Raw genomic sequence first — 22,361 nt, forward strand, 5'->3', positions numbered from 1 at the left:
GACGGCCCATTGGGTCGGCTGTGTTTGCTTATTAAGGCAGTTAATCGAGAGTCGTAAGGCAAAATAAAAAGCACCACTTAGGTGCTTTAAGCTGCGCTGATATTTCAGCACTTGGGGCTGCGCTAGGATTTATTTGAGAATCTTCGTAATAAGTGCTTCACGATTTATTTCGTCGGATTCCGTTGGATTTTGCGCGTCTTTTTTCACACCCGATTTTTATACACCCTCATTGCAAAGAAATAGGCTACTAACAAAATCCCGACGCACCACGCAAGAGCGATCCATATATCATTGCCCACCGGCTGATCTGCCAGTAGCGCACGGATGGCGTTCACGATCGAGGTCACCGGCTGGTTTTCGGCAAAGGCGCGAACGACCGACGGCATCGACTCAGTCGGCACAAACGCCGAGCTGATAAACGGCAGGAAAATAAGTGGATAGGAAAACGCGCTTGCACCTTCAATCGTTTTTGCGGACAGTCCGGAAATCGCCGCTACCCAAGTTAAGGCCAGCGTAAACAACGCGAGTATGCCGGCTACGGCAAGCCATGGCAGTATTTCCGCGGACGAACGAAAACCCATAACGAGCGCTACGAGAATGATGACGATCACCGAAATAGCGTTGGACACCAGAGAGGTCAGCACATGCCCCCAAAGCAAGGCGGAACGTGAAATCGGCATGGTGTGAAACCGCTCGAATATGCCCCGCTGCTTATCCATAAACAGGCGGTAAGCCGTATAGGCTATTCCGCTTGCGATCGCCATAAGCAGTATGCCTGGCAACAGGTAATTCACATAGTTATCCGTTCCGGTTTGAATGGCACCGCCTAACACATAGACGAACAGCAGCATCATCGCAATTGGAGTGATGCAGACCGTGATGATGGTGTCCATACTGCGGAAAATATGGCGCATGGAACGACCAAGCATAACGCTAATATCAGTGAAGAAATGATTCTTTGCCGTCTCCATTTACTTTCCCTCCTTTTTGCCGACGATTGCGAGGAATATCTCCTCTAATGTCGGCTGTTTTTCAACATACTCCACCTTTGCGGATGGGAACAGCTTTTTTAGATCCGAGAGTGTGCCGCTGGCGATAATCTTACCCTCATGCAGAATAGCAATTCGGTCGGCAAGCTGCTCAGCTTCCTCCAAATACTGCGTGGTCAGGAGCACCGTCGTACCGCCGTCGGCAAGCTCCTTGACAATCTTCCAAACCTCGATGCGTGCCTCGGGGTCAAGCCCAGTGGTCGGTTCGTCGAGGAAAATGATCTGCGGTTTTCCCACAAGGCTCAAGGCGATGTCGAGTCTGCGGCGCATACCACCCGAATAAGTAGACGCCCTGCGGTCGGCGGCGTCTGTCAAGCCGAAGCGTATAAGCAAGTCGTCCGCAACCTGACGCGGATTTTTGAGGTATCGCAGCTTGGCAATCATAATCAGATTTTCCCGTCCGGTCAAAATTTCGTCCACGGCGGCAAATTGCCCGGTCAGGCTGATTGCCTGCCGCACATTCTCGGGTTTTGACGCAACATCGAATCCGTTTACGATGGCGGTTCCGCTGTCTTGTTTGAGCAGGGTAGTGAGGATTTTGACTACCGTTGTCTTGCCAGCCCCGTTGGAACCGAGCAGGGCGAAAATACTACCCTTTTCCACCTCGAAATCTACGCCCTTTAAGACTTGAAGCTGCTTGTAGGACTTTTGCAGGCCAACCACTTTAATTGATGTGTTTTGCATAAAATTCCCCTCCTTATCGAACAGTAACCTTAGACAAATCGGCTCCCATGCCCTTAAGAGAGGCATAAGTCAACTTATCCATCAATGCTCCGTCAAAGCAGATGGTTTTGATGGAACGGTAATACTTATTGGTCAACGAAAAGAACGCCTGAAAAGATACATTCTTGAGTGTAGCGCCCCTAAACGAAGCTTCGGTTAATGCTGACTTGTCAAACTTAACGCCGATAAAGGTTTGCCCGTCAAAACGTTGCCCGCTCAGGTCGCAATATTTGAAGTCCACGCCGTCAAAGATACAACCTTCAAAGATTGTTTTTCTAAGATCGGTCTTATTTAGCGTGACGTCGGTCAGTTTTATGCCTGTGAATTTTGCTCCGTCCAGCCCCGAAGTGCTGAAGTTAGTGCGTACAAGGATCGATTCATTAAAGCTCGCGTTTGAAAGATCTAGGGAGGTAAAGCTACAGTCAGTCAAATTCGCGCCGTCAAATTTGGCTTCACGTGCGTCGCTGGCCTTAAACGAACTACCGGTCAAGTCTGCACCCAAAAAGTCGGAACCGCGTAACGCACTAGCATTAAATTGACCTTTATGCGCAGTAACGCCCGCAAAGTCGCTCATTGGCAGGTTGCTCGCGCTAAAGTTTGTCACGACTTGCCGCTCCAACGAGCGGGAGAGGTTTGCGACCTCCAGAATCGTTTGTTCGATGTCGCCGATGCTTTCAATCGTCATATTAAACGCTGTTTCATCGTCTTTGCCCTCGGCTTTGAGTTCACGATATCGCTCTTGCAAATCGGTGTGGAGGTCCGCCTTTAATTCGGTGACGCTTTTTACCCCATCGTATGTCGTGAAAACGCCGTTCAAATAGTTCGTCAATTTCGGATTCATCTTATCAAATCTCCTTTATAATAAATTTTCTAGCACGCGTTTCGAATACTCCCAATTGCTTTTGTTGCGGGCGTAAGTATCCTTGCCTTTTTCAGTAATCCTAAAATACTTGCGCCTTCCGCCCTGAGACTCATCGCCCCAATACCACTCGATATCGCCGTCTGATTCAAGCCGCCGGACGCTAGAGTACATCGTGGCTTCCTTTAATTCATATTCGCCGCCCGAGCGCTCGGCGATCAATTTGACAACTTCGTAGCCGTAGCGGTCAGCTTCGGATAAGAGCCTTAAAATCATCGTATCGGTATGTCCGCGCAGCAGGTCGGATGTAATTTTGTTCTCGCTCATTTCATCACCTCCGTGTTTTTATAATACGACACACTACTGTGACTGTCAAGGTAGTATTTTAAATAAAATACTTTGTTTGAAAAAAATATTCATAACGATATCTAACGGATTCATTCTCTTTTTTTGTGCGTATAAAGAACACAAATATACCGATGCCCACTCCGACTTATACATCGGTGTAGGTATCGGTATGAATGTAGTAATTTGCGCAATATTACCCTCAACTTCCGAACGGACCTTGGACCTGAATACCATCTTGCTGTCCTACATGACAATGACTGTATCAACCGCCACCGCGGATAACAAGAGTTAAGTAATTGTTACATGACTGAAATCTTATTTTCATGTGGCGTTAATAATTCAAGATTATAATAAAAGTCGACCCCCTTTAAAATATAAACTTAGACCCTCAGCCCGTTGCTGCGGGTCACTTTTTTGCTATTAATCGGCAGCCGCATTGTGTGGGATCAACACATCAGTTACTGCCGATAAACACCATTCTGTGACAACTATGTTCAATTCAGAAGGGGAATTTTTCAGTGGTAAAGAGCAAGGCAATGAATTAACATGGAAAAAATATACGCTATAAGCTAGCAGCGAAAAGAGGCTGACTCAAAAGGTTAATAACCTAGCGAGCAGCCTCTATTTTGTTTCGATACGGAGCGAAATCTAACAGGAATTCCTCCAGTTCATTTGGCGTTAACTGCTCTAAACGGTCAACTAACTGGAAAACTCCCACTAATTTAGGGGGGAATCGCTATTTAGCGAGAAAACAACAGAAATAACGGTAGGTTTTCCATGTAGTGCAGAGTGAAAACAGAGGCAGCCTAAAGATAAATGCCTTATGGGACAGCCCTTTTTCTTTTTCAAGTAAACTTACCATGGAATCGAAAATCTGTGACGCGTACTTTTCCAATTCAACGTACCCGTCAATACGAGTGAGGCGAAATAGAGAAACAAGGAACAGACGATTGAAGTGATTACGCACCATAACTGCGGCATACCATGGCTGGCAACATAGTTATAGGTCCAGTGTCCGCATATCGCCATCAGCATCATGCAGATCCCAACCTTGACATAAGGACGAATACTCCAATAAAATCCGATGGAGCTTGAGATGGAAAAGAAGTTCAGCAGTGTTTGCATCACAATGCCGATACCGATGCCGTACGCAACGCCAATAATACCAAATTGGCTGCCGAACACGAAGATCGAGACACTCTTGAATGCGGTGGCTATTATGTAATTCCACAGCGTAGCTTTGGCACGGCCGAGCCCGAGCAGAATCGCATGAAGCGGAGCGTCGAAGTAATGCAGGAAAAACATCGGCGCCAGTATTTTCAGAAGCAATCCTGCTTCCGGCGCTTTATAGACAAGTGTCGTTAGTGGAGTTGCCCACTCGTACAGGATAACGGTCGCCGGCGCACCGATCAGGAGTCCCAAGTTCAAAGCTTGATTCATTCGCTCATGTATGAGCAGACTGTTCTTGTTTGCTGCTGCTTCGCCAATTGCAGGAATGAGAGCGGTGGACAAGGACTGCGTGATAAAGCTCGGCATGAAGAGCAGCGGAAACGCATAGCCGGCCAGCATACCGAATTGTTTCGTGGCTAACACCGTGCCGATGCCGGCTAGTGCCAGGCTGGTTGTAATAAGAAGCGGCTGGAAGGTGCTGTATAACGAATGAATGACACCGTGTCCGGTCGTCGGCAGTCCGATCTGCAGCAGCTCGCCGAGTGTGCTTCTTCCTTGTTTCAGGTGGCTTGCCCAAGTCTCGCCCGGCATCTTCGATTCACCGTATAGCTTATAGCTTGTTACCAGGAATAGGAGGCTGATCGCTTCGCTGACGACAGATGCAGCCATTGCTCCAGCAGCCGCATAAGCTACGCCGTAAGGCAGCAATAGGTGGACCAGCGCAAGTACACAGGCGATTTGAACCGTATGCTCCAGTACATCGGAAGCAGCGATGGTCTTCATCTGCTGCATGCCGCGGAAATATCCCTTTAATACGGCGGAGACAGCGACGATCGGCGCGATCGGCGTAATCGCCAGCATCGCGTAATAAGCGCGTTGGTCGCTTAGCAGAATGGATGCGATCCACTCAGATCCAAGTAACGATATGGTCGTGAGCGCTACGCTTAAGACGGCCGTGACAGCGAGCGAGACATGTAGGATGCGCCTCACTTTCATCCGTTCACCGCGAGCGTTGGCCTCTGCGACCAACTTTGAAATTGCCACCGGCAATCCAAGCTCCGTAATCGTAATGACGAGCGGGACGAGCGGATGCGCCATCATCAAAATGCCGATTCCCTCTGCGCCCAGTACGCGAGCGATATACATGCCGCTGATAAAACCGAGGATACGGTTGATGAAAGCAGCGGCAGACAAGACCAGCGTACCTCTCATGAACGATTGCCCGTGTTGTGACATGACTTGTGTCCTCCTGTTTATCGAATACTTAAATGTATTCAAAAATTGGAAAAGCATGCGAACAAGCCGTTGTTGATGTCATTATTGGACATGTGGTGGCGCATACGGCGCGGCGGATTTTTCTATTTAACTTTTCTTTTCGGCGATAGTGTTCTATTGTTGTGCAGGAGCTGCTTAGACGGCTCTTTTTTATTTATTGTACAAACGAGCAGCATAGTTTAATCGCTTCACGAATATTTCAAGTATTGAGTACCAAATTTCCCGTTATTACCAATTAAAAATAACTGTTAGAATTGATTGATTTTGGGAGAAGGGGGAGAACATCGTGAAGAGACAAGGTCTTATTTTTATTATGTTATTTTTAGTGCTCTCGTTGTCAGCTTGTTTGTCGTCAAAAATCGCTTTAAACACGCCGAATCCATCGGAACCGCCATCAACGTCTGCACCAGAAATCACGCCTACGCCCCCACCCATACCCGCGCCATCGCCCTCAGATTCACCGCTCGCGGTGTCGCCAACACCTTCAGCAAGTCAAGCACCTGCATTTGATCCCCCAGTACACTTCGATTATCCAGATGCAGTACGTGGAATTTATGTAACAGGTTGGTCAGCTGGGGGAGGCCATATGTCTAAACTTCTTTCACTTGTTGATAACACAGACCTAAATGCAATGGTTATAGATATAAAGGATGATGACGGCAATATCACATTTAAACCTGAGGGCAAATTTGCAGAATTTGGCCAACCATACATAAAAGATCCCCAAGCACTCATGAAAACTCTTGAACAGCATAAAATTTATCCTATCGCACGTATTGTAGCCTTTAAAGATACGGTTTTGGCGAAAAAACGTCCAGATCTCTCTTATTTAGACGGCAACAGTGTTTGGCGTAATGGAAAAGGTGACGGGTTTATTAACCCATTCCTTCAAGAAACATGGCATTATAATGTTGATGTTGCAAAATTAGCTGCAGAACTTGGGTTTAAAGAGATCCAATTTGACTATGTTCGATTTCCGGAAGGCTTTGAAAGTAGGGACAAAGTTCTTAAATATTCATTGGGCGATTACAAGGATAAAAAACCAGCTAAGTTTGTGCAAGAAGAAAAAGACTATACTGAAGCCTCTAAGAAATATCAAGACGATTTGACTTCTTTACAAATAAAGTTGACAGATGCTGCGAATACCTACAATTCAGCAAAAACCGATGAAAATAAAAAAGCAATGGACGATGCTCAAAAGAGCATGTCTGATCTAAAAAAACATGCACCCCAAGCACCGGATTTTAGCGATAAAGCACGTATGACACAGCTTCGTGTAGATGCTGTCAGCGACTTTGTCGCATATGCCAGAGAACAACTAAAGCCGTATAAAGTAAAAGTGTCTGTTGATATCTTCGGATATACGGCTACATTGCCTGAAGCTCCAGGTATCGGTCAGAACTTTAACCGCATTTCTAGCTCAGTAGATGTAATTTCGTCTATGATTTATCCAAGTCATTGGTCTAATGGTTATTTCGGAATTCCAAAACCAGATAAAGAGCCCTATAGACTTGTTACCGAGTATATGAAGGCTGAAAAAGAGAAGTTTGCACAGCTCCAGACTCCCCCCATATCACGTCCTTGGATTCAAGATTTTACAGCAAGCTGGTTAGGTGCTGGCAATTATATTAAATATGGCAAGGCTGAAGTAGATGCACAAATTAAAGCCTTAAAAGATGCTGGTGTTAATGAATACCTAATCTGGAATGCCAACAATTCCTACACAGAAGGTGTATCCTATATACCAGTTGAATAAGACAAAAGCAAGGCTGCCGCGGAACCAACCGGGCAGCCAAACTCAATAATATTAATTGAATATATATACATTTATATGTATAATTATACATACATTTAATGATAAGGGGTGCAAAAGTGAAATATAAAATATTTGTGGATGGTCAAGAAGGTACAACAGGTTTAAAAATACATGATTACTTATCTAAGATTTCTAACATAGAAGTAATCAAAATTGAGTCGGAAAAGCGAAAAGATTACGAAGCCCGTAGGGCTTTAATAAATGAAGCTGATGTCGTATTTCTTTGTCTTCCAGATTCCGCTTCAAAGGATTCCGTATCTATGATAAGTAATAATAAGACCAAAATAATTGATGCAAGTACGGCGTTTAGGACTAACCAGGACTGGACATACGGATTACCAGAATTACATAAAAATCAAAGAATCAAAATCCAAAATTCATTTAGAGTATCTGTCCCAGGTTGTCACGCGACAGGGTTTATTTTAGCTATACACCCTTTGGTAGCTGAAGGAATTATACCGAGGGATTACCCTACGTCTTGTTATTCGCTTACAGGATATAGTGGTGGAGGTAAGAGCCTTATATCTGAATATCAGAACTCAAATAGAGAACAGCTTTTCGCACCAAGACAATATGCACTTAACCTTAACCACAAGCATCTTCCAGAAATGCAACTATATTCCGGGTTAAACTCAGCACCACTTTTCACTCCAATAGTAGGAAACTATTATCAGGGTGATGCAGTTACTATTCCTCTCTTTCCTAGAATGTTTATAAAGAATGTAACAGCAAGAGATATTCAAGAACTGCTTGCCTCGTATTATAAAGATGAACATTTTATTCGAGTTATCCAATATGACTCTGAAGCATATCTTGAAGACGGTTTCTTTAATCTCATGCAATGCAATAATACAAATTATTTGGATATATTTGTTTTTGGCCATAAAGATGAAATATTACTTGTTTCTAGATTTGATAATTTGGGAAAAGGCGCCTCGGGGGCAGCCATTCAAAATATGAACATTATGCTTGGATTAGACGAAGGTTTAGGACTATAGTAAGAGAATGGAAATATTCATGCATTATGAAAGAAGAGGACTCGAAATATGCCTGATGTAACCTTTTACCGCGATGATGCGCTGCCTTTCTTGGAAGCAAAGAGATGTCTGAAGAGCGATTTTGCCTATCAAAAGCATTTCCATGAGGAATATTCGATTGGGTTAATTGATGAAGGTGAAACGAATGCTTGGTGTGACGGAACAATGCATTATGTTGAAAGGGGACGGCTGATCAGCTTTCCGCCGATGATGCTGCACGCATGTTATCCCGATACAGGCGTAGAATGGAAATACAAGATGCTGTTCATTCATCCAAATTGGTTTCAGGGTCTCAAGCAACGGGAGATTGATCAGCTTCATATCCCGTTCTTATTGGGAGAGGGTAAAAATAAAGCCTGCCGTGTACATATCAACCGTACAATGGAGGCACTTACCAGAACCTCATCACCGATTGAGATCGAAACTGCTTTAATCGACCTTGTACAAGCACTCGTTAGTCAGAATACCTCCGATCTTGAACATGAAACACACCAAGGAAAGCAAGACCAGAAATACGTTAAACTTATAAAGGAATACTTACATGCACATTTTTCCGAACAGATAACGTTGGAGAATTTGGAGAACGAAGCTGGAATCAGCAGATTTCATCTCATTCGTATTTATAAGAGGTGGAGTCATCTGCCCCCGCATGCTTATCAAAACTTACTGCGAATTAATCATGCGAAGTCGGAATTGATGAAGAAGCGATCGATAGCCGAAATTGCAGTAGAAGTGGGCTTCTATGACCAGAGTCACTTCACGAAAACATTTGACAAGATAGTCGGGACTACACCGCATAAATACGCCTTATCAATTTAAAAAAAGAGCAATTATTTACAATACCAGCCTCCTTCATCCTAGTATACTGGGTGTAACTTGAAAGAGGGAGAGTTGACATCATGTACCAAGTGTCAGATTTGGAAAAACAATTCACAGCTGCACTGAAATCTATCGCTCGCCGTTCAGACCTAAAATCTTATGTGGAGCAGACACCACAACTGAATCGGCTGTTGCGTCTTACGGCTGATAGATATGTAACGGGTGAACATCGCAAAGACGGACTCAAAGTGGGACGCAAGTTAGTGGATAAAGGTTACGCAGTATCCATCGAGTATATTGGTGAAGATACAACTGTTGCCACTGAATGTGAAGCAGCCGCATTGGAGATGATTGCCCTGATCCATGACTTAAGCCAAGGCGGAGTCCCAGCTCGTGTATCATTCGATCTATCACATATCGGACTTTCCTTAGATAAGGAGTTTGCTTTTTCGCATCTGATGAATCTAGCTGAGCAAGCCCAGGAAGCTGGGGTTGAATTATTCATTAGTATGGAAGAGTCCAGCAAGACAGATGACATACTCTCTGTTTATGAGCGAGCAGCCTCTTTTTATCCGAACATTGGCATTACTTTGCAGGCGCACTTGACACGAACGCCACAGGATTTGGCTGCTATAGTTGCCTTACCTAGTCGTATACGCATCGTCAAAGGAGCCTATCAAGAACCGGCTGACTGCTCGATCCCTAGATCTTCAACGCTTAGTGATCGTTATTTGGAACTTGTTGAAAGCGCGATTCGCCAAGGACACCGGGTGTCTATCGCTACCCATGATGAACATATCATCGAAGAAGTGCTGGAGCGTGGGTGGTTATCCAACTCAGATGTAGAATTCGAAATGTTGTATGGAATTCGTCCGGATTTGAGCAGCAGTCTAAAAGCAGCTGGGCATCCAGTAAGGATCTATCTTACATATGGGCATCAATGGTTTTTGTACTTGTGTCATCGGATTGCCGAATACCCGCCGAATCTTTTTCAAGCTGTGATGGATATGGTAAGTAGTGAGGAAGTTGAGGTTATTAAAGCGTATGACTAAAAAGGATATTAGGCCACCAGCAAGATTTTGCTTGGTGGCCTTTTGCTCAGCTAGCGGGCAGTTATGTTGAAGAACACAACTGCTTCACATTAAGTAAGTAGAAAAAGACACTCTCAACTCTAAAATATTCACAAATCGTTCACTTACGAGGAGGTTTCCACTATCGCTATAATAACAAGGGTAAACAGAAAGGATGATGAAAATTGCCAACAACAAAGAAAGAAAATTTTTATTTTGGGTTGATGATGTGCTTTGGGATGGTCGTATTTATGACATTTTATAATTTATTTACACACGGTTTGATTGGCACGATATCCTTGAATGAAATATTTACTCAACTTATTCTAGTCTTCATTATTGCTTCCTTATTGGAATTATTTATTGTAGGTCCAGTGGCAAAGAAAATTGCTTTATCATTACCATTTGACAAATCTAAGAAGGTTTATGTGATTCTATCCCTTGCATTTTTTATGGTGAGTGGAATGGTTCTCTTTATGTCTCTTTATGGATTGGGGACTGCTTACTTTTCCGACAGTCTAATTGGAGAATCATTGCTTGAAAATTACTTTTCTTTAATATTTAGAAATTTTATTTTTGCTTTCCCTCTACAACTCATAATTGTGGGACCGCTTGTTCGGTATTTATTTACTAAATTCGTTAAAGATAAAATAGTTAAGGAATCTTTAAGCTAAAATTCATTCAACTACCGAGAAACGATAGTTCAGTCCACCCCACACTGGTGCTGCTTTTTTTGTGTTTTGCGAAAAACCAAAAAACACCTCTCGCTCTAAGGAATGAGGTGTTTTATTAAGTTACCTTGGATTAAGGAATTACCATGCAAAGGTTGATGTGATGATTACCAAAAGAATAAAAAGAACTAAGATAAATGCTACATTGTTGCCCATACCATAACCTACATGATGATGATGACCATGATGATGATGATGACCTAGGCCACCATAACCTACATGATGATGATGATAACCTACGCCACCATAACCTAATTCTCCCATGTTTACTCATTCCCCTCAGGTCATTTGTCCCTACGGTACAATTATATGTTCGGTACATAGTGCTTGATTGGACGTATGCCACGTAAGACAACCGCCTAGGAGAATCGGAAGAAAGTCTTGAAGTTTTGATGTAAAAGGCATTCACTCAAATGGATGAATGCCTTTTTGTATATTAAATAGATCAAAGACTCAATAAGGTAATTCAGCTTAACGGGAAGCAAGAGTTGAATAACTAACATAACGAGGCTGCCGTAGGATCGATCGGCAGCCTCGTTATGCTTAAAGGCAGTATGGCAAAAAACTGCTAAATTTCAACATCAACTGTTTCAAGATAGATGTTTCTTCAATGCCTCGGTAACTTGAGGGTCAAGCAGGTTGGTCGTAAACCAGTTCGGATACAGGGGTTCAGGGCGCGTCAATTGATCCAAGGTCGCGAGTTCTTCTGGTGTCAGCTCCAGGTCACCGGCACTCAAATTTTCGTCGAGCTGAGCTATTTTACTCGAACCCAGCAGTACGCTGCTTACATGGGGCTGCGCCAGCAGCCAAGCGATCGACACTTGCGCAGGAGTTGCGCCATGATGTCGCGCAATTTCCCTTACAGTGTCCAGAATCGTAAAGCCTTTTTCCTTGTCATGCGGAAGGAAATCGAATCCGCTTAGCCGGTTGTTCGGATCGTTCAAGTTGTCGCGTGTATATTTGTCGCTTAAGAAACCGCTGGCCAGTGGGCTCCATACCGTTAAACCGACCCCGCTGTTCGTCATGAACGGCACCGTGTCGTGCTCAACATCCCGGCCGATCAAAGAGTAGTACATTTGTCCGTTGATGAAGGGAGCCCATCCGCGTTCGCGCTGCATCTGAAGTGCTTGGGCAGCAAGCCAAGACGGCCAGTTGGAATAGCCGATATACCGCACTTTGCCTTGCCGGACAAGATCGTTCAGCGCTTCCAACGTTTCTTCAAGCGGTGTGAACGGGTCGGTCTTATGGACGATATACAGATCAATATAATCCGTATTCAATCGGGCCAAGCTCGCTTCGCACGCGGCGAACAAATGTTTGCGGGAAAGCCCGGCTTGGACAAGGGCAGGACCCACCCGCATGCCGGCTTTCGTGGCGATGATCGTTTCTTTCCTACGCGCACCCAGCAATTGCCCGAGTATTTCTTCGCTTTGTCCGCCTGCGTAAGCATCCGCTGTGTCAAAGAAGTTAATGCCAGCATCGAGAGCATGGTCCACCAGATTTTGCCCTAGATCCTGACCTACTTTATACACGCTTGGAATGTTCCCCGAGCCGAAAGTCATTGCCCCGAACGCTAACCTGGAAACGATCAAACCGGAATTGCCCAATTTCGCATACTTCATTTTTTACTCAGCCTCCTAAGCATAATGGTTTCTCTTATCTTGGTTAAAGTATATCGTGCGCCAGGCCGGTCTTTCTTGAACATAATTATCGCGTTTTTGTACAAATGCTTATTCACCTCATTTATTGCATTAATCCTAATCCATATTCTGGATAAAATGAAGTTAGAAGTTTTCGGGTGTCTCTGCAAAAATATCGATAGTGGAAGGTGAGACTGCTTGCCAAACATTTCAGTAATGACAGGTGACACTTCAGGGTGGTCCGATGTGAAGTTATCAGGTGTGGACGGTGTTCCTCCGCAAGAAGCTTTCGAGCCGGTTTTGTCTGACCATATGCTTGTGATCCATCTGACTCCACAGCCGGTGCGCGTGTTCGAGCGAGCGGATGGGTATTCTGGAGAAGGTGTGGCGCATCAGGGCGACATCAACTTGTTCTCGGCCGGCGATATGTCGTTCTGCAGGTGGGAAAAGGACCTCTCATTTATTCGGCTGGATTTGCCTCTGGCCTTAACCAACCATGTTGCTGCCGAGATGGAACTTCCGAACGGAAGTGCTATCGATTTCGGCAGGCACATTCGGTTGCGCGACGACCGAGTTGTACACTTGGCTCAGTGGCTGATGGCGGATTTGAAAGAGGGCGAACCGGGTGGCAAACTTTATACCGAGTCGCTCATTCGAATGTTGTCGGTTCATTTGCTGCAACGCTACGGTACAGTTGCCGAACGGAAGACAAGCGCTTCTCAACGACTGGTCTGAAAGCAGTTGGAGGGCGCCCTGGATTATATTCATGCGCATCTTGAGCAGGAGATTTCCTTGGGTGCTCTTGCGGCAGCGGCTCATGTCAGTTCTTCGCATTTGGTTCGGCTCTTTAGGGAAGCAATGGGGTTGCCTCCACATCAATATGTCTTACAGGAGCGAATTCGCAAAGCGCAACAACTGCTGCTCGGAGGAAATGCCATACATGACGTTGCCGTAACGCTCGGATTCAGCGATCAGAGCCATTTGCACCGCCATTTCAAGCGTATCATAGGGGTTACTCCGCGCGAGTTTCTGCGCCAATCAAGATAGTATTCCGAAAATAGAGTACATACAGCGGTATTAAAATTAGGGGTAAAAGACATCTTTGAGGAGGGGAAAGTTGCAGAATAATTTTAACCGAATTTTACTATTACCTTTTATTTTTGGATTAAGTGTACAACCTATGATTCTTAAAATTTTTCGAAAAAAGAACATCTACCGATTGTTGCTAAGCACACCGACCAGCAGTAGACTCGCTTCGCTCAACTCCCTCAGAGAATAAGGATTTTCTCACGAATACTCGCTCATTCGCAGGATTTCAATATGCATGTTAAATAGGAGTTCAGGTGTTTGGGTAGTGTGGGGCAGGTAGTTCCGTTAGAGCGCATGCGGGAATAGAAGGTGCTGATCACTTTTACAACATCTTCCATGAAAAAGTTATACTGCACGCTTCTCTCCACAAGGTCCTTGGGGATTCACTCTCCCAAATCTCGACGGGTCTATGCCCTCACATTCCTTCGTCCTATCTTTCCAAGGTGTGGAGTCCGATCAACGTTAACGGAACGGGTCTATGCCCTAAAGCGGAAAAATCTCGGTACTCGGTGCTTTCTTTGTGAGATCCTGCGAATGAGCCAATCTACGTGTCAGGGTTACGATTTACTTTTTTATGCTGCTAACGGTAGCTGAGCCTTATCCATGGAGAATGTTTGTCCTTCTCTCGCCATGGCTACAAGCATCCTGGCCAGTTTCCCAATCAGCTTCATCATGGACTGCATTTTCGTCATTCGTTTCACTTCGGTATTGTGCGCATGCATGGCTTGGAACGCTTCATTGAAAGATAACAGATGAAACACAGTGAAGTACAGATGCTTGCGCAGTAGTGAGTTGCCTCGTTTGGTGAGCTTGATTTGCCCCTTATACTTGCCGGAACTTCGTTCTGCTAAGTTCAATCCTGCCTTACGCAATAACTGATTTCCGTGAGAAAGCATACGTAAGTCCCCGCCAAATGCTAATATGGCAGCCGTTGCAGGAACGGAAGCACCGACAGATCGAACGAGATCTGAACAAGGAATTTCAGGAAGTACCTGTTCAATCATCTCGTCCGCTTCATCAATGATTCGGCAGATTCTTTCATACTCTTCGATGAGGTGCCTCAGCTCCCATTTGTCTTCTTCAAGGGCAGTAGTGTCTCCCACGCTATGTCTAGCGAGTAATTGAAGCTCCATCGCCTTGTTCTTACCTCGCACCCCGCCAGGTCTGGCCATATACTCACCCCAGATCTGTACCATTTGCTCCGGAGTTAGCTGCAATAGGTCAGAAGGGGCTGGGAACCGACGCAAAGTGGCCAAGGAACGATCACTAAAAATGTCATCAAATGCTTGTCTGTATTCTGGAAACCGGATATCGAGCCAGCGGTGGATTCTGTTCTTAATCCGTCCGGATTTAACAACCCAGTGCTCTCTGTTTGTAACCATAACCCGTATGCGGCGGAATGCCTCATCCTTTGGAGCGAAGGGCGTGTAGAACCCACGGCTCACCGCATCGGCGATGACCAGAGCATCCTTTGGGTCATTCTTGGAAGGCGAGTTATCTCTGTTTTCCTTATTGCGTTTGGTTGTCATTGGATTGACAAGAGCCACATCAATTCCTTGACCCACTAACCAGTTGGCAATATTGAACCAGTAGTGACCGGTGCTCTCCATTCCCACAACGACGTCATTCATGCCGTGCATCTTCTGTAATTTCCGAATGTTGTGTTCTAAATGCTCAAATCCGGCAAGGTCATTCGAAAATAGAATAGGGCGCTTGGTGAGGACGATACCTCGAAAATTAATGGCTTGTGCTGCGTGCTTCTCCTTGGCAATGTCGATGCCTATGACCAGAGTGGTAGTAGCGATTCGTTCTACACGTTGATTTTGAGACTTAATTGGATTAGACTTCATGATAACGCCTCCTAAGGTGAGTTCTGAGGGCTGCAACCCAGTACATACTCATCCTAGCGAGGCGTCCTTTTTTCTGCAAGTTCAATCTACTAAGACCTACAGGAATGTTAACGGGCAGGATAGTTATAACTTAAACTGCGTGGTAAAATGTGGTATAAGGAGGGATTTTATGGGTTCTCGGTTAATGCATTTAATAATTGGTGAGATGGTCGCTTCAAGCCTTGATGTAAAAAACAAGAGAGATTTTTTAATTGGTTCAATTGCTCCTGATGCTGCTTTCACGTTTGAAAGGAAAGTTATTACTCATTATTTCGAAGGAGATGTAGACAAGAGAACTAGGCAGGTAAACTATCAAAGATACATTGATACATACTTATCAGATGTAAAGGATGATTACTCATTAGGATATTTGATACATTTAATTTCCGATAACGTGTGGATGGAGCATATCTATTACCCATATGAATTGAAGCAGAAGCAAGACTTAGACCCGACCTTTTTATCAAGATGGCATTCAGATTTTAGAAAAATGAACACAAAATTACTATGCCATTATGATATGGGATACCTAAAAGATTGGTTGGAGATTGATGCTCTCCGAGAGAAATAGATGATGTAACTCAAGACGACTTACAAAAATTTATTGAAGAGATGTACGGAGATTTTGAAATTATAGAAAAAAATAAGGATTGCGAACTTGAAGTATATAATTTTGATGACATTATCGAGTACATAAACTTATCGAAATCTAAGGCTATTGCTGTCATTGAAGAAATTACTTCTGATTCCACACACGATTGCGCTAACGAATAACGTTAGTTCAATCACGACAAGACGGCAGCCGGCACACGATCGGCTGCCGTTAACCGTTGAAGTAACGGGCAGGATAATTGGTTCCATATTATAAAGGAGAATATTAGTGAAAAAAATATTATTCGGATTTATCATTGGGGTTCTACTATTTGGTTCTGTTCAAGCCTATGCTGCTGGAGGAACGATGATAGAGGCTTATTACACAATACGTAATAATGAATAAAGATGCGAAGGAAGCATGTGTGCCCGCAGAGGGTAATAATCCTAAATTTATAAGAAATATATGTATCTCTGATAGAAATGTTAAACTTCCGGATAACGTATACGTTGATGGAACCTTACTCTCTTTACAAGGAAAAGAAACTTACTTGCCGGCATTAGTATTAAAAAAGGATGAATCTTTTTTAGTTATTGGTTGCTACAAATTAGTGGATAGTTAAATTGCAATAAAAGGTCGCAGCAGATTAGTTAGTTTACTTCTCAATGAGAAATAGAGTTCAATCACAACTAAAGGCAACCGGTTTACGGTCGGCTGTCTTTGGTTTGAAAAAACATTAGCGTGGTTGTCTACATGGAGCCTATTATTCTAACCGCATAACAAAGAACTAATGACAACGAATTATAGCCGGATAGGTAAGAAAAGGAATACAATACTTAATCGCGATCAAAGACTTTAAGGAGGTAGGTGATTAATATTCAAACAATATATGCCCGAGTTAGACATTGGTTATTTTGGTATGGGACTTATGGTTTCTGCAGCAAGAGCAGTAATGATGAAATTACTCTTTATTCTGATCAAGATCAAAAAAAATTCTTAGGTTATTTTGAACTTACAACCGTGACAGGTCTAATTAATCTTTTAAAATACGATATGGATATTATAGGCGATGATAAAGAATATCGTGATGAAATTGAAAGTTTTATAAATGGTGACGAAGATATTCATTATCATTACATATACCCAAGAGACGTAGAAGATGTATCTCGTCAAGTTCCTCATTCTGCTCCTACGAATGTAGATGGCTATAAACCTGTCTATATTGATATGTGGACAAAAATATCTAAATCTTGGGACATTGATGAGATTATGACTAACGTGAGAATAATTGCAAAAGATTTTTTAGGATTGAATATAGAAAATGTTGAACTCATTGATATTCCAACGTATGAGGAAACAAAAATATCGTACGAACAAGATTATAAACCTTTCGTAAACGAAAAGTGATTCAACTAACGGAAGAACGATAGTTGAATAAAGACACCGCGGCAGCTGGCCATGACGATCGGCTGCCTTTTCCATGATAACGGGCAGATTAATTACAAAGTCGAATAGCAGGGCACTCCTCGAAGTAGAGTGCCCTGCCACAAAAAAAAATTAACTTTATTTTTGTACGCCTTTGAACCATATAGCTTTAATAGACAGGGTATCCGAGATATTGGTAGTCGGGTCGCCATTGACCAGTACTAGGTCAGCGCGCGCACCTTCGGCAATACGGCCACGATCATAAAGACCGAACCGGCGGGCCGGTTTCGAAGTAGCCGATTGAAGTGCTTCTATTGGAGTGAACCCGGCTGTAACCAGTAATTGCAATTCATGATGTACGCTGGCTCCATGAGCAAGGCCGCCAAGGTTCGGAACGGGGACGGGGGCGACATCCGTCCCAACCAGAATATCCACACCGGCCCTGTGAAGATCCATCACATTTTTAAAGCTATTTTCTATATTGCCTTGCGGGAAAGTATTAAAGCTTGAGTTCAAAATATCGATCCAATCCAGACTTAATTTGGAATGAACACGTGGGTCATTTGCCAATTGCGATGCTGGGTTCCCAATAATGGATGAGTTCAAAACCAAGCACGGTGTAACAAACACGCCAGAATCGACGATGGATTGCACTAGCTCCGGCGTGTAATCGGGCCTATCGATAAACAGGTGGCCCAATCCGTCTACGCCAAGATCGATGGCGGCTTGGGAAGAATGAGCAGTCAAGACGTGGGCGATGACGATTTTATCGAACTTATGGGCTTCTTCCACCGCGGCTTTTAGAATTTCGTCACTTAAAACAGGCAGTCCAGGAGCGCCCATGACTGTTCCTTCTTCAATCATAATTTTTACATAGTCGGCTCCATTCTCCACTTGGGTATGCACATGTTTAATCGCTTCTTCCACCGTTGTTACTTGCGGCACTTCTTCGTGATCGTGGGCGTAAGCGGCTAGCATAGCTTCCCGGTCTTCCTTCGATAACTTCTCCAATTCCTTTAATACGAATTCTGGAATCTCATCACCATCTGGCAGCAATTCATCCGGGTGACCACCAGGAGCGGTGATTGCCGTACCTGCAGAACGGACATCGGCGATGTCATCCGTATTTTTCAATTGGATCGCACGTCCTCTTTCTGTATAAAGTCACCGTTCATTTCGAGTTCTGTCGTCACACCGAAATTTAATGCATCCCGTAATCCACCGATGGAAGTATGAACATGCGCATCAATTAAGCCGGGCAATAATGTTGCATCCTCAGCATCGATGATTGTTGCATTCACCGGAATGTCTCCACCTACTGCAACAATGGTTTCCCCTTTGATGACAATACTCCTCGATTCTATTACTTTTTCTCCATCGAAAATACGCACATTCGTAATAGCAGTAATTTTTTCTTCAGAAGAGCTTTGGACTACATTCTTCATATTGTTATTCCTCCTTGAATACGCCTTGTAACAATTCGAAGTATAACTGTTAGGAAACTAACTGTCAACAAACTAATATTTAATTGACATGAAAGCTGGATATTTGTATAGTTTACTTACTAACAGTTAGTTTTCTAATAATTTGAGGGGGTACGCTCATGAAGCCTCGCAAGAATACGCCTTATCTGGATTTGTTTCAGGTTATTGGCCTTAAGTTAAAGAAAAAAGCGGACGAGAGCATAAAAGAGTTAGGGTTAAATGCTCAACAAGGAAAAATAATTGGCTATATCTACGAGAACCAAGAAACTGAATTAATTCAGAGGGATCTTGCTGATCGGTTTCATCTGCGCGGGGCTAGCATCACAGGTATGCTTCAAGGTCTTGAGCAAAGAGGATTCATCGAGCGGAAAATCCCAGTCAATAATGAACGACAAAAAAATATTTATGTTTTGCCAAAGGCCGTTGAATTGATTGAAGACTTTAATGAATCCTTTCAAAAAGTAGAGGACGAAATCGTTCAAGTCCTTTCCGAAGATGAGAAACAAATCTTAAAGGAATTGTTGATCAAAATTAATGAACGCTTATAATTGCGCTTGGAATCTACCCCGTAGATTGGGGTACTTAATTCAACAACGAAGAACAATAGTTGAATACGTAAATGCTTCCGTGCTGCCTTTCGATCGGCAGTAACATTCGAGATTGATTATCTTTAACTTCAGAGGGAATATTTAACTTATATTCCCATTTGAATGGAGCAGAACGTGCTCGGATTAACTCGTGTTGACGCGGGTGGTGGCTGGCTGATTTTCAAGTTGCCTCCTGCCGAGATCGCCGTACATCCTACAGATGGACTTGGTAAGCATGAGTTCTACTTTATGTGTGACGACATCGAGAAGACACTTATGGAATTAACCGCTAAGGGCGTCACGATCTCGGAGCCGATCAGCAACCAACGTTGGGGGCGGCTCGCTTCTATCAAACTTCCTAGCGGGGCTGATCTTCCGATCTACCAGCCACTTCACCCTACTGCTTACGACCTAGAGGGCTGAGTCGAAACATTTTCGTTACCTTTCATAAGAAGAGGCCATCCCGCAAAGGATGGCCTTAAAACTTGCCGTTACAGACAGCGCGGAGAGCCATAGCACAGAGGAAACTACGTCATTTGCGAGGGACGGAAAACTATAGTTCAACAAAAGGTTGCCGTGTAATTGGCAGCCTGTTGGCTGTTTAGTGTAATGAAGGAATTAATTTTGTCCCTATCGAATTATCTAGAGGAATTAAAGACCAACTTACTAAGTTAAAAAGGATGAATGATCATGGATGACAAAAACGGATATAGCCTAACCATGGTTGAACAAGTAGGGTATGAACTGAATAGCTCTCGGGATCCAAGTCCCACGGACAGAATCGTTCGATCCCCGGCTACTGTTATCTTACGAACTTACAAAAAAGAGGTCGACCAGAAAGATCTGGTGACCTCATAATACGAACGGGCAGGATAGTGGAGCTGTAAAGCGAATGTAAGTATCTTATAGGGTTTACCAAGACTTGAACCCACTAAGTACGAGGAGAGATCGGTCATGGTACAGAGTACGAAGAGATTGTTATTGGAATTGATGGTGGCGGTACCCACACGCGGCTAATGGCCGTAGACCTCGTAGGAAATGATTTATCATACTTAGGGAATGGTGCCTCATCCATACATAAGGATTTGCAAGCGAGGGAAAAACTACGCCAGGCGGGAAGTATTGAGATAAAGGGCAATCCGTGTTTGATGCGATGAAGCGCGAAGTCAAAGAAGAAACAGGGCTTGAAGTTATTCAGGCAACATTAATAGCTATTTATTCTTCTCCTACAACTCAAACATTCACTGACCGTTGGGGAAACGAGCATCATGTAATCGAGTATTTATTTCGGGTGGATAAGTGGATTGGTACCCTTGAAGAAGAGACAGACGAAGGCGTAGATGTAGATTTTTACCCATTGGATGATCTTCCAGGAGCTTCAAGTGAGCTATTTGCAAGACATCACGAAAGAGTATTTAAAGATTATAAAAAGTTCGATGGGAAATTAATATTGGAATAGCAGTTGGAATTAAACTATCGGTGAACAATAGTAATAAAAGCCTGAGAACGGAATTAGTTGAAGAAGTAGTAATAATGAACAAATAATCAAAGGGAGGTAAGCATTATTTCTAAAAAAAAACAGTTATATGTTGGCTTAATTTTCTTCCCGATCATAATATTATTAAATTGTGTAACCATAATTGGCACACCTCATTTATTTGTTAAAACTATTAATTTAATTTCAATTGTAGCTATATCAGGTGGTTTGGGAGCTTTCATAAGAGAAATCTTTGTTCTGAGAGAAAAGGAAAGCATGAAAACAAAATAAAAAATATTTACTTCCTTTGTCGATTTCACCATTGTTCATTCGTCGTAATCATAGAAGGACAAAATCAAGTAGAAAGGTTTTTGAAGTCACGTGGAGGATTACCAAACAGTAGGCTTTCGGAAGGTATTCCATTTAGTTATTAAAAGGAGAGATGGACGATGACAAGAACAATTTCTAAAGTCCGACTATGGACAGCAAGAGTGATGAGCGGAATAGCCATTTTGTTTATGCTGCTTGACAGTATCATGAAATTATTTAAACCTGCGTTTGTTGTAGATTCTACCGTATCACTTGGTTATCAGGAACATCATATTTTATTGATGGGCATACTCGGACTTCTTTCAACTATTCTTTATGCATTACCTCGTACAACGATTTTAGGTGCAATATTGTTGACCGGTTATTTTGGCGGCGTAATTGCAACACAGGTTCGTCTAGATGCCCCGCTTTTTTCTACAATCCTGTTTCCCGTTTATCTTGCAGTGTTGGTTTGGGGTGGCCTTTGCTTGAGGAATGAGCAAGTGCGCAAAATTTTTTCTTTGCAAAAATAGATAAGTAGACAATAAAATTTTGAAGTAATTAGTAAGCGTTCACTCAATTGGGTGAACGTTTATTATTTTTGTGGGAATGGTGGAGGAGGATCTCAAGGTGATTTTTCCCATTTATTGCCCCGAAAAAAGGAAAAAGCATTACATCACAATAATGAATATTTCGGTGCCATAGAGCCATCGAGTTAATGAGTGAGAGCCACCACGTTAATCTATTAGAGCCACTATGTTAGTAGAGAGAGCCGCCCCGTTGGTAGAATGTACAGATGTGCGTCTGCCTAGCAAGTGCACAAATACCAACGGGAGGTCATCAAAATGACCAAGTATCGAGAAATTTTAAGGCTCAATAGCATGGGGCTGAGTCAGCGCAGTATCGCTTCGAGTATTCAATGCTCACGCAACACCGTCTCCGAGGTGTTACAACGTGCAAACGAAAAGGAGC

General features: G+C 43.5%; 23 protein-coding genes and 2 pseudogenes. 16 read left to right on the top strand and 9 right to left on the bottom strand.

Going from position 1 to position 22,361, the window contains the following annotated elements; translation table 11 throughout:
• Nucleotides 1-203 precede the first annotated feature (203 nt).
• From G519_RS0128320 to spoVB, 5 genes are all read right to left on the bottom strand, one after another.
• A complete protein-coding gene (locus G519_RS0128320; protein WP_029197551.1) occupies nucleotides 204-971 on the bottom strand; it encodes an ABC transporter permease in 768 nt (255 codons plus the stop codon).
• A complete protein-coding gene (locus tag G519_RS0128325; protein WP_029197552.1) occupies nucleotides 972-1,733 on the bottom strand; it encodes an ABC transporter ATP-binding protein in 762 nt (253 codons plus the stop codon).
• Nucleotides 1,734-1,746: 13 nt separating this feature from the next.
• Nucleotides 1,747-2,613 (bottom strand): pentapeptide repeat-containing protein, encoded by an 867-nt coding sequence (locus G519_RS0128330; protein ID WP_029197553.1) that lies wholly within the window; start codon nucleotides 2,611-2,613, stop codon nucleotides 1,747-1,749.
• A gap of 15 nt (nucleotides 2,614-2,628) precedes the next feature.
• Nucleotides 2,629-2,958 carry a PadR family transcriptional regulator gene (locus G519_RS0128335; RefSeq protein WP_029197554.1) on the bottom strand — a complete coding sequence of 110 codons (330 nt, stop codon included), beginning with the start codon at nucleotides 2,956-2,958 and terminating at the stop codon, nucleotides 2,629-2,631.
• 876 nt (nucleotides 2,959-3,834) lie between these two features.
• The gene (gene spoVB / locus G519_RS0128340) at nucleotides 3,835-5,385 is read right to left on the bottom strand and encodes a stage V sporulation protein B (RefSeq protein ID WP_029197555.1); all 1,551 of its coding nucleotides are present in this window, start codon (nucleotides 5,383-5,385) and stop codon (nucleotides 3,835-3,837) included.
• A gap of 325 nt (nucleotides 5,386-5,710) precedes the next feature.
• On the opposite strand from spoVB, the gene G519_RS49355 reads away from it, so the two are divergent.
• The 5 genes from G519_RS49355 (at nucleotide 5,711) to G519_RS0128365 (ending at nucleotide 10,840) form a co-directional block, all read left to right on the top strand.
• Nucleotides 5,711-7,180 (top strand): putative glycoside hydrolase, encoded by a 1,470-nt coding sequence (locus tag G519_RS49355; protein ID WP_084160382.1) that lies wholly within the window; start codon nucleotides 5,711-5,713, stop codon nucleotides 7,178-7,180.
• A gap of 116 nt (nucleotides 7,181-7,296) precedes the next feature.
• Complete coding sequence (gene argC / locus G519_RS0128350; RefSeq protein WP_029197557.1) at nucleotides 7,297-8,238, top strand: N-acetyl-gamma-glutamyl-phosphate reductase; 942 nt, start codon at nucleotides 7,297-7,299, stop codon at nucleotides 8,236-8,238.
• Nucleotides 8,239-8,286: 48 nt separating this feature from the next.
• Nucleotides 8,287-9,096 (top strand): helix-turn-helix transcriptional regulator, encoded by an 810-nt coding sequence (locus G519_RS0128355; RefSeq protein ID WP_029197558.1) that lies wholly within the window; start codon nucleotides 8,287-8,289, stop codon nucleotides 9,094-9,096.
• 80 nt (nucleotides 9,097-9,176) lie between these two features.
• Nucleotides 9,177-10,148 (top strand): proline dehydrogenase family protein, encoded by a 972-nt coding sequence (locus G519_RS0128360; protein ID WP_084160384.1) that lies wholly within the window; start codon nucleotides 9,177-9,179, stop codon nucleotides 10,146-10,148.
• 203 nt (nucleotides 10,149-10,351) lie between these two features.
• The gene (locus tag G519_RS0128365; RefSeq protein ID WP_029197560.1) at nucleotides 10,352-10,840 is read left to right on the top strand and encodes a hypothetical protein; all 489 of its coding nucleotides are present in this window, start codon (nucleotides 10,352-10,354) and stop codon (nucleotides 10,838-10,840) included.
• Nucleotides 10,841-10,978: 138 nt separating this feature from the next.
• On the opposite strand, the gene yjcZ is transcribed toward G519_RS0128365, so the two are convergent.
• Both yjcZ and G519_RS0128375 read right to left on the bottom strand, forming a co-directional pair.
• Nucleotides 10,979-11,161 carry a sporulation protein YjcZ gene (yjcZ, locus tag G519_RS0128370; RefSeq protein ID WP_029197561.1) on the bottom strand — a complete coding sequence of 61 codons (183 nt, stop codon included), beginning with the start codon at nucleotides 11,159-11,161 and terminating at the stop codon, nucleotides 10,979-10,981.
• 326 nt (nucleotides 11,162-11,487) lie between these two features.
• Nucleotides 11,488-12,519, bottom strand: coding sequence for an aldo/keto reductase (locus G519_RS0128375; RefSeq protein ID WP_029197562.1), 1,032 nt, complete (start codon nucleotides 12,517-12,519; stop codon nucleotides 11,488-11,490).
• 216 nt (nucleotides 12,520-12,735) lie between these two features.
• On the opposite strand from G519_RS0128375, the gene G519_RS51710 reads away from it, so the two are divergent.
• Together G519_RS51710 and G519_RS51715 are read left to right on the top strand one after the other, a co-directional pair.
• On the top strand, nucleotides 12,736-13,272 hold the full coding sequence (locus tag G519_RS51710; protein ID WP_208860917.1) for a hypothetical protein: 537 nt from the start codon (nucleotides 12,736-12,738) through the stop codon (nucleotides 13,270-13,272).
• Nucleotides 13,273-13,278: 6 nt separating this feature from the next.
• A complete protein-coding gene (locus tag G519_RS51715; protein ID WP_268633540.1) occupies nucleotides 13,279-13,584 on the top strand; it encodes a helix-turn-helix domain-containing protein in 306 nt (101 codons plus the stop codon).
• Between the two features lie 614 nt (nucleotides 13,585-14,198).
• Here G519_RS51715 and G519_RS0128385 read toward each other — a convergent pair.
• Nucleotides 14,199-15,476, bottom strand: coding sequence for an IS110 family RNA-guided transposase (locus G519_RS0128385; RefSeq protein ID WP_029197563.1), 1,278 nt, complete (start codon nucleotides 15,474-15,476; stop codon nucleotides 14,199-14,201).
• A 169-nt stretch (nucleotides 15,477-15,645) separates the two neighbouring features.
• Here G519_RS0128385 and G519_RS0128390 point away from each other — a divergent pair, with 169 nt between their 5' ends.
• From G519_RS0128390 to G519_RS0128405, 4 genes are all read left to right on the top strand, one after another.
• The gene (locus tag G519_RS0128390) at nucleotides 15,646-16,086 is read left to right on the top strand and encodes a zinc dependent phospholipase C family protein (RefSeq protein ID WP_029197564.1); all 441 of its coding nucleotides are present in this window, start codon (nucleotides 15,646-15,648) and stop codon (nucleotides 16,084-16,086) included.
• Nucleotides 16,087-16,242: 156 nt separating this feature from the next.
• Nucleotides 16,243-16,383: a hypothetical protein gene (locus G519_RS50575; protein ID WP_154669621.1), complete on the top strand. Its 141-nt coding sequence runs from the start codon at nucleotides 16,243-16,245 to the stop codon at nucleotides 16,381-16,383.
• A gap of 148 nt (nucleotides 16,384-16,531) precedes the next feature.
• A complete protein-coding gene (locus G519_RS0128400) occupies nucleotides 16,532-16,729 on the top strand; it encodes a hypothetical protein (protein WP_127528107.1) in 198 nt (65 codons plus the stop codon).
• 245 nt (nucleotides 16,730-16,974) lie between these two features.
• A complete protein-coding gene (locus tag G519_RS0128405; protein WP_029197566.1) occupies nucleotides 16,975-17,514 on the top strand; it encodes a hypothetical protein in 540 nt (179 codons plus the stop codon).
• 156 nt (nucleotides 17,515-17,670) lie between these two features.
• Here the strand turns inward: G519_RS0128405 and G519_RS44970 are convergent.
• A pseudogene (locus G519_RS44970) lies at nucleotides 17,671-18,977 on the bottom strand (amidohydrolase family protein).
• A 158-nt stretch (nucleotides 18,978-19,135) separates the two neighbouring features.
• Between G519_RS44970 and G519_RS0128415 the strand changes: the two are divergent.
• The 5 genes and pseudogenes from G519_RS0128415 to G519_RS0128435 all read left to right on the top strand — a co-directional run bounded on the left by G519_RS0128415 (nucleotide 19,136) and on the right by G519_RS0128435 (nucleotide 21,922).
• Nucleotides 19,136-19,564 (top strand): MarR family winged helix-turn-helix transcriptional regulator, encoded by a 429-nt coding sequence (locus G519_RS0128415; RefSeq protein ID WP_029197567.1) that lies wholly within the window; start codon nucleotides 19,136-19,138, stop codon nucleotides 19,562-19,564.
• A 174-nt stretch (nucleotides 19,565-19,738) separates the two neighbouring features.
• Entirely contained in the window at nucleotides 19,739-20,026 is a 288-nt protein-coding gene (locus tag G519_RS44975) for a VOC family protein (RefSeq protein ID WP_208860919.1), read from the top strand.
• Nucleotides 20,027-20,293: 267 nt separating this feature from the next.
• Entirely contained in the window at nucleotides 20,294-20,461 is a 168-nt protein-coding gene (locus G519_RS50580) for a hypothetical protein (protein ID WP_154669622.1), read from the top strand.
• A gap of 280 nt (nucleotides 20,462-20,741) precedes the next feature.
• Nucleotides 20,742-21,062: pseudogene (locus G519_RS0128430) on the top strand (NUDIX domain-containing protein); the annotation flags it as partial.
• Between the two features lie 467 nt (nucleotides 21,063-21,529).
• The gene (locus G519_RS0128435) at nucleotides 21,530-21,922 is read left to right on the top strand and encodes a DoxX family protein (protein WP_029197569.1); all 393 of its coding nucleotides are present in this window, start codon (nucleotides 21,530-21,532) and stop codon (nucleotides 21,920-21,922) included.
• Nucleotides 21,923-22,361: the final 439 nt, after the last annotated feature.

It is taken from the genome of Paenibacillus alginolyticus DSM 5050 = NBRC 15375 (assembly GCF_000422905.1).
Taxonomy (GTDB): domain Bacteria; phylum Bacillota; class Bacilli; order Paenibacillales; family NBRC-103111; genus Paenibacillus_E; species Paenibacillus_E alginolyticus.

Coding starts and splice junctions, on each gene's coding strand:
- G519_RS0128320 (WP_029197551.1), bottom strand. CDS start 971: ATGGAGACGGCAAAGAATCATTTCTTCACTGATATTAGCGTTATGCTT.
- G519_RS0128325 (WP_029197552.1), bottom strand. CDS start 1,733: ATGCAAAACACATCAATTAAAGTGGTTGGCCTGCAAAAGTCCTACAAG.
- G519_RS0128330 (WP_029197553.1), bottom strand. CDS start 2,613: ATGAATCCGAAATTGACGAACTATTTGAACGGCGTTTTCACGACATAC.
- G519_RS0128335 (WP_029197554.1), bottom strand. CDS start 2,958: ATGAGCGAGAACAAAATTACATCCGACCTGCTGCGCGGACATACCGAT.
- spoVB (WP_029197555.1), bottom strand. CDS start 5,385: ATGTCACAACACGGGCAATCGTTCATGAGAGGTACGCTGGTCTTGTCT.
- G519_RS0128355 (WP_029197558.1), top strand. CDS start 8,287: ATGCCTGATGTAACCTTTTACCGCGATGATGCGCTGCCTTTCTTGGAA.
- G519_RS0128360 (WP_084160384.1), top strand. CDS start 9,177: ATGTACCAAGTGTCAGATTTGGAAAAACAATTCACAGCTGCACTGAAA.
- yjcZ (WP_029197561.1), bottom strand. CDS start 11,161: ATGGGAGAATTAGGTTATGGTGGCGTAGGTTATCATCATCATCATGTA.
- G519_RS0128375 (WP_029197562.1), bottom strand. CDS start 12,519: ATGAAGTATGCGAAATTGGGCAATTCCGGTTTGATCGTTTCCAGGTTA.
- G519_RS0128385 (WP_029197563.1), bottom strand. CDS start 15,476: ATGAAGTCTAATCCAATTAAGTCTCAAAATCAACGTGTAGAACGAATC.
- G519_RS0128390 (WP_029197564.1), top strand. CDS start 15,646: ATGGGTTCTCGGTTAATGCATTTAATAATTGGTGAGATGGTCGCTTCA.
- G519_RS0128415 (WP_029197567.1), top strand. CDS start 19,136: ATGAAGCCTCGCAAGAATACGCCTTATCTGGATTTGTTTCAGGTTATT.
- G519_RS50580 (WP_154669622.1), top strand. CDS start 20,294: ATGGATGACAAAAACGGATATAGCCTAACCATGGTTGAACAAGTAGGG.
- G519_RS0128435 (WP_029197569.1), top strand. CDS start 21,530: ATGACAAGAACAATTTCTAAAGTCCGACTATGGACAGCAAGAGTGATG.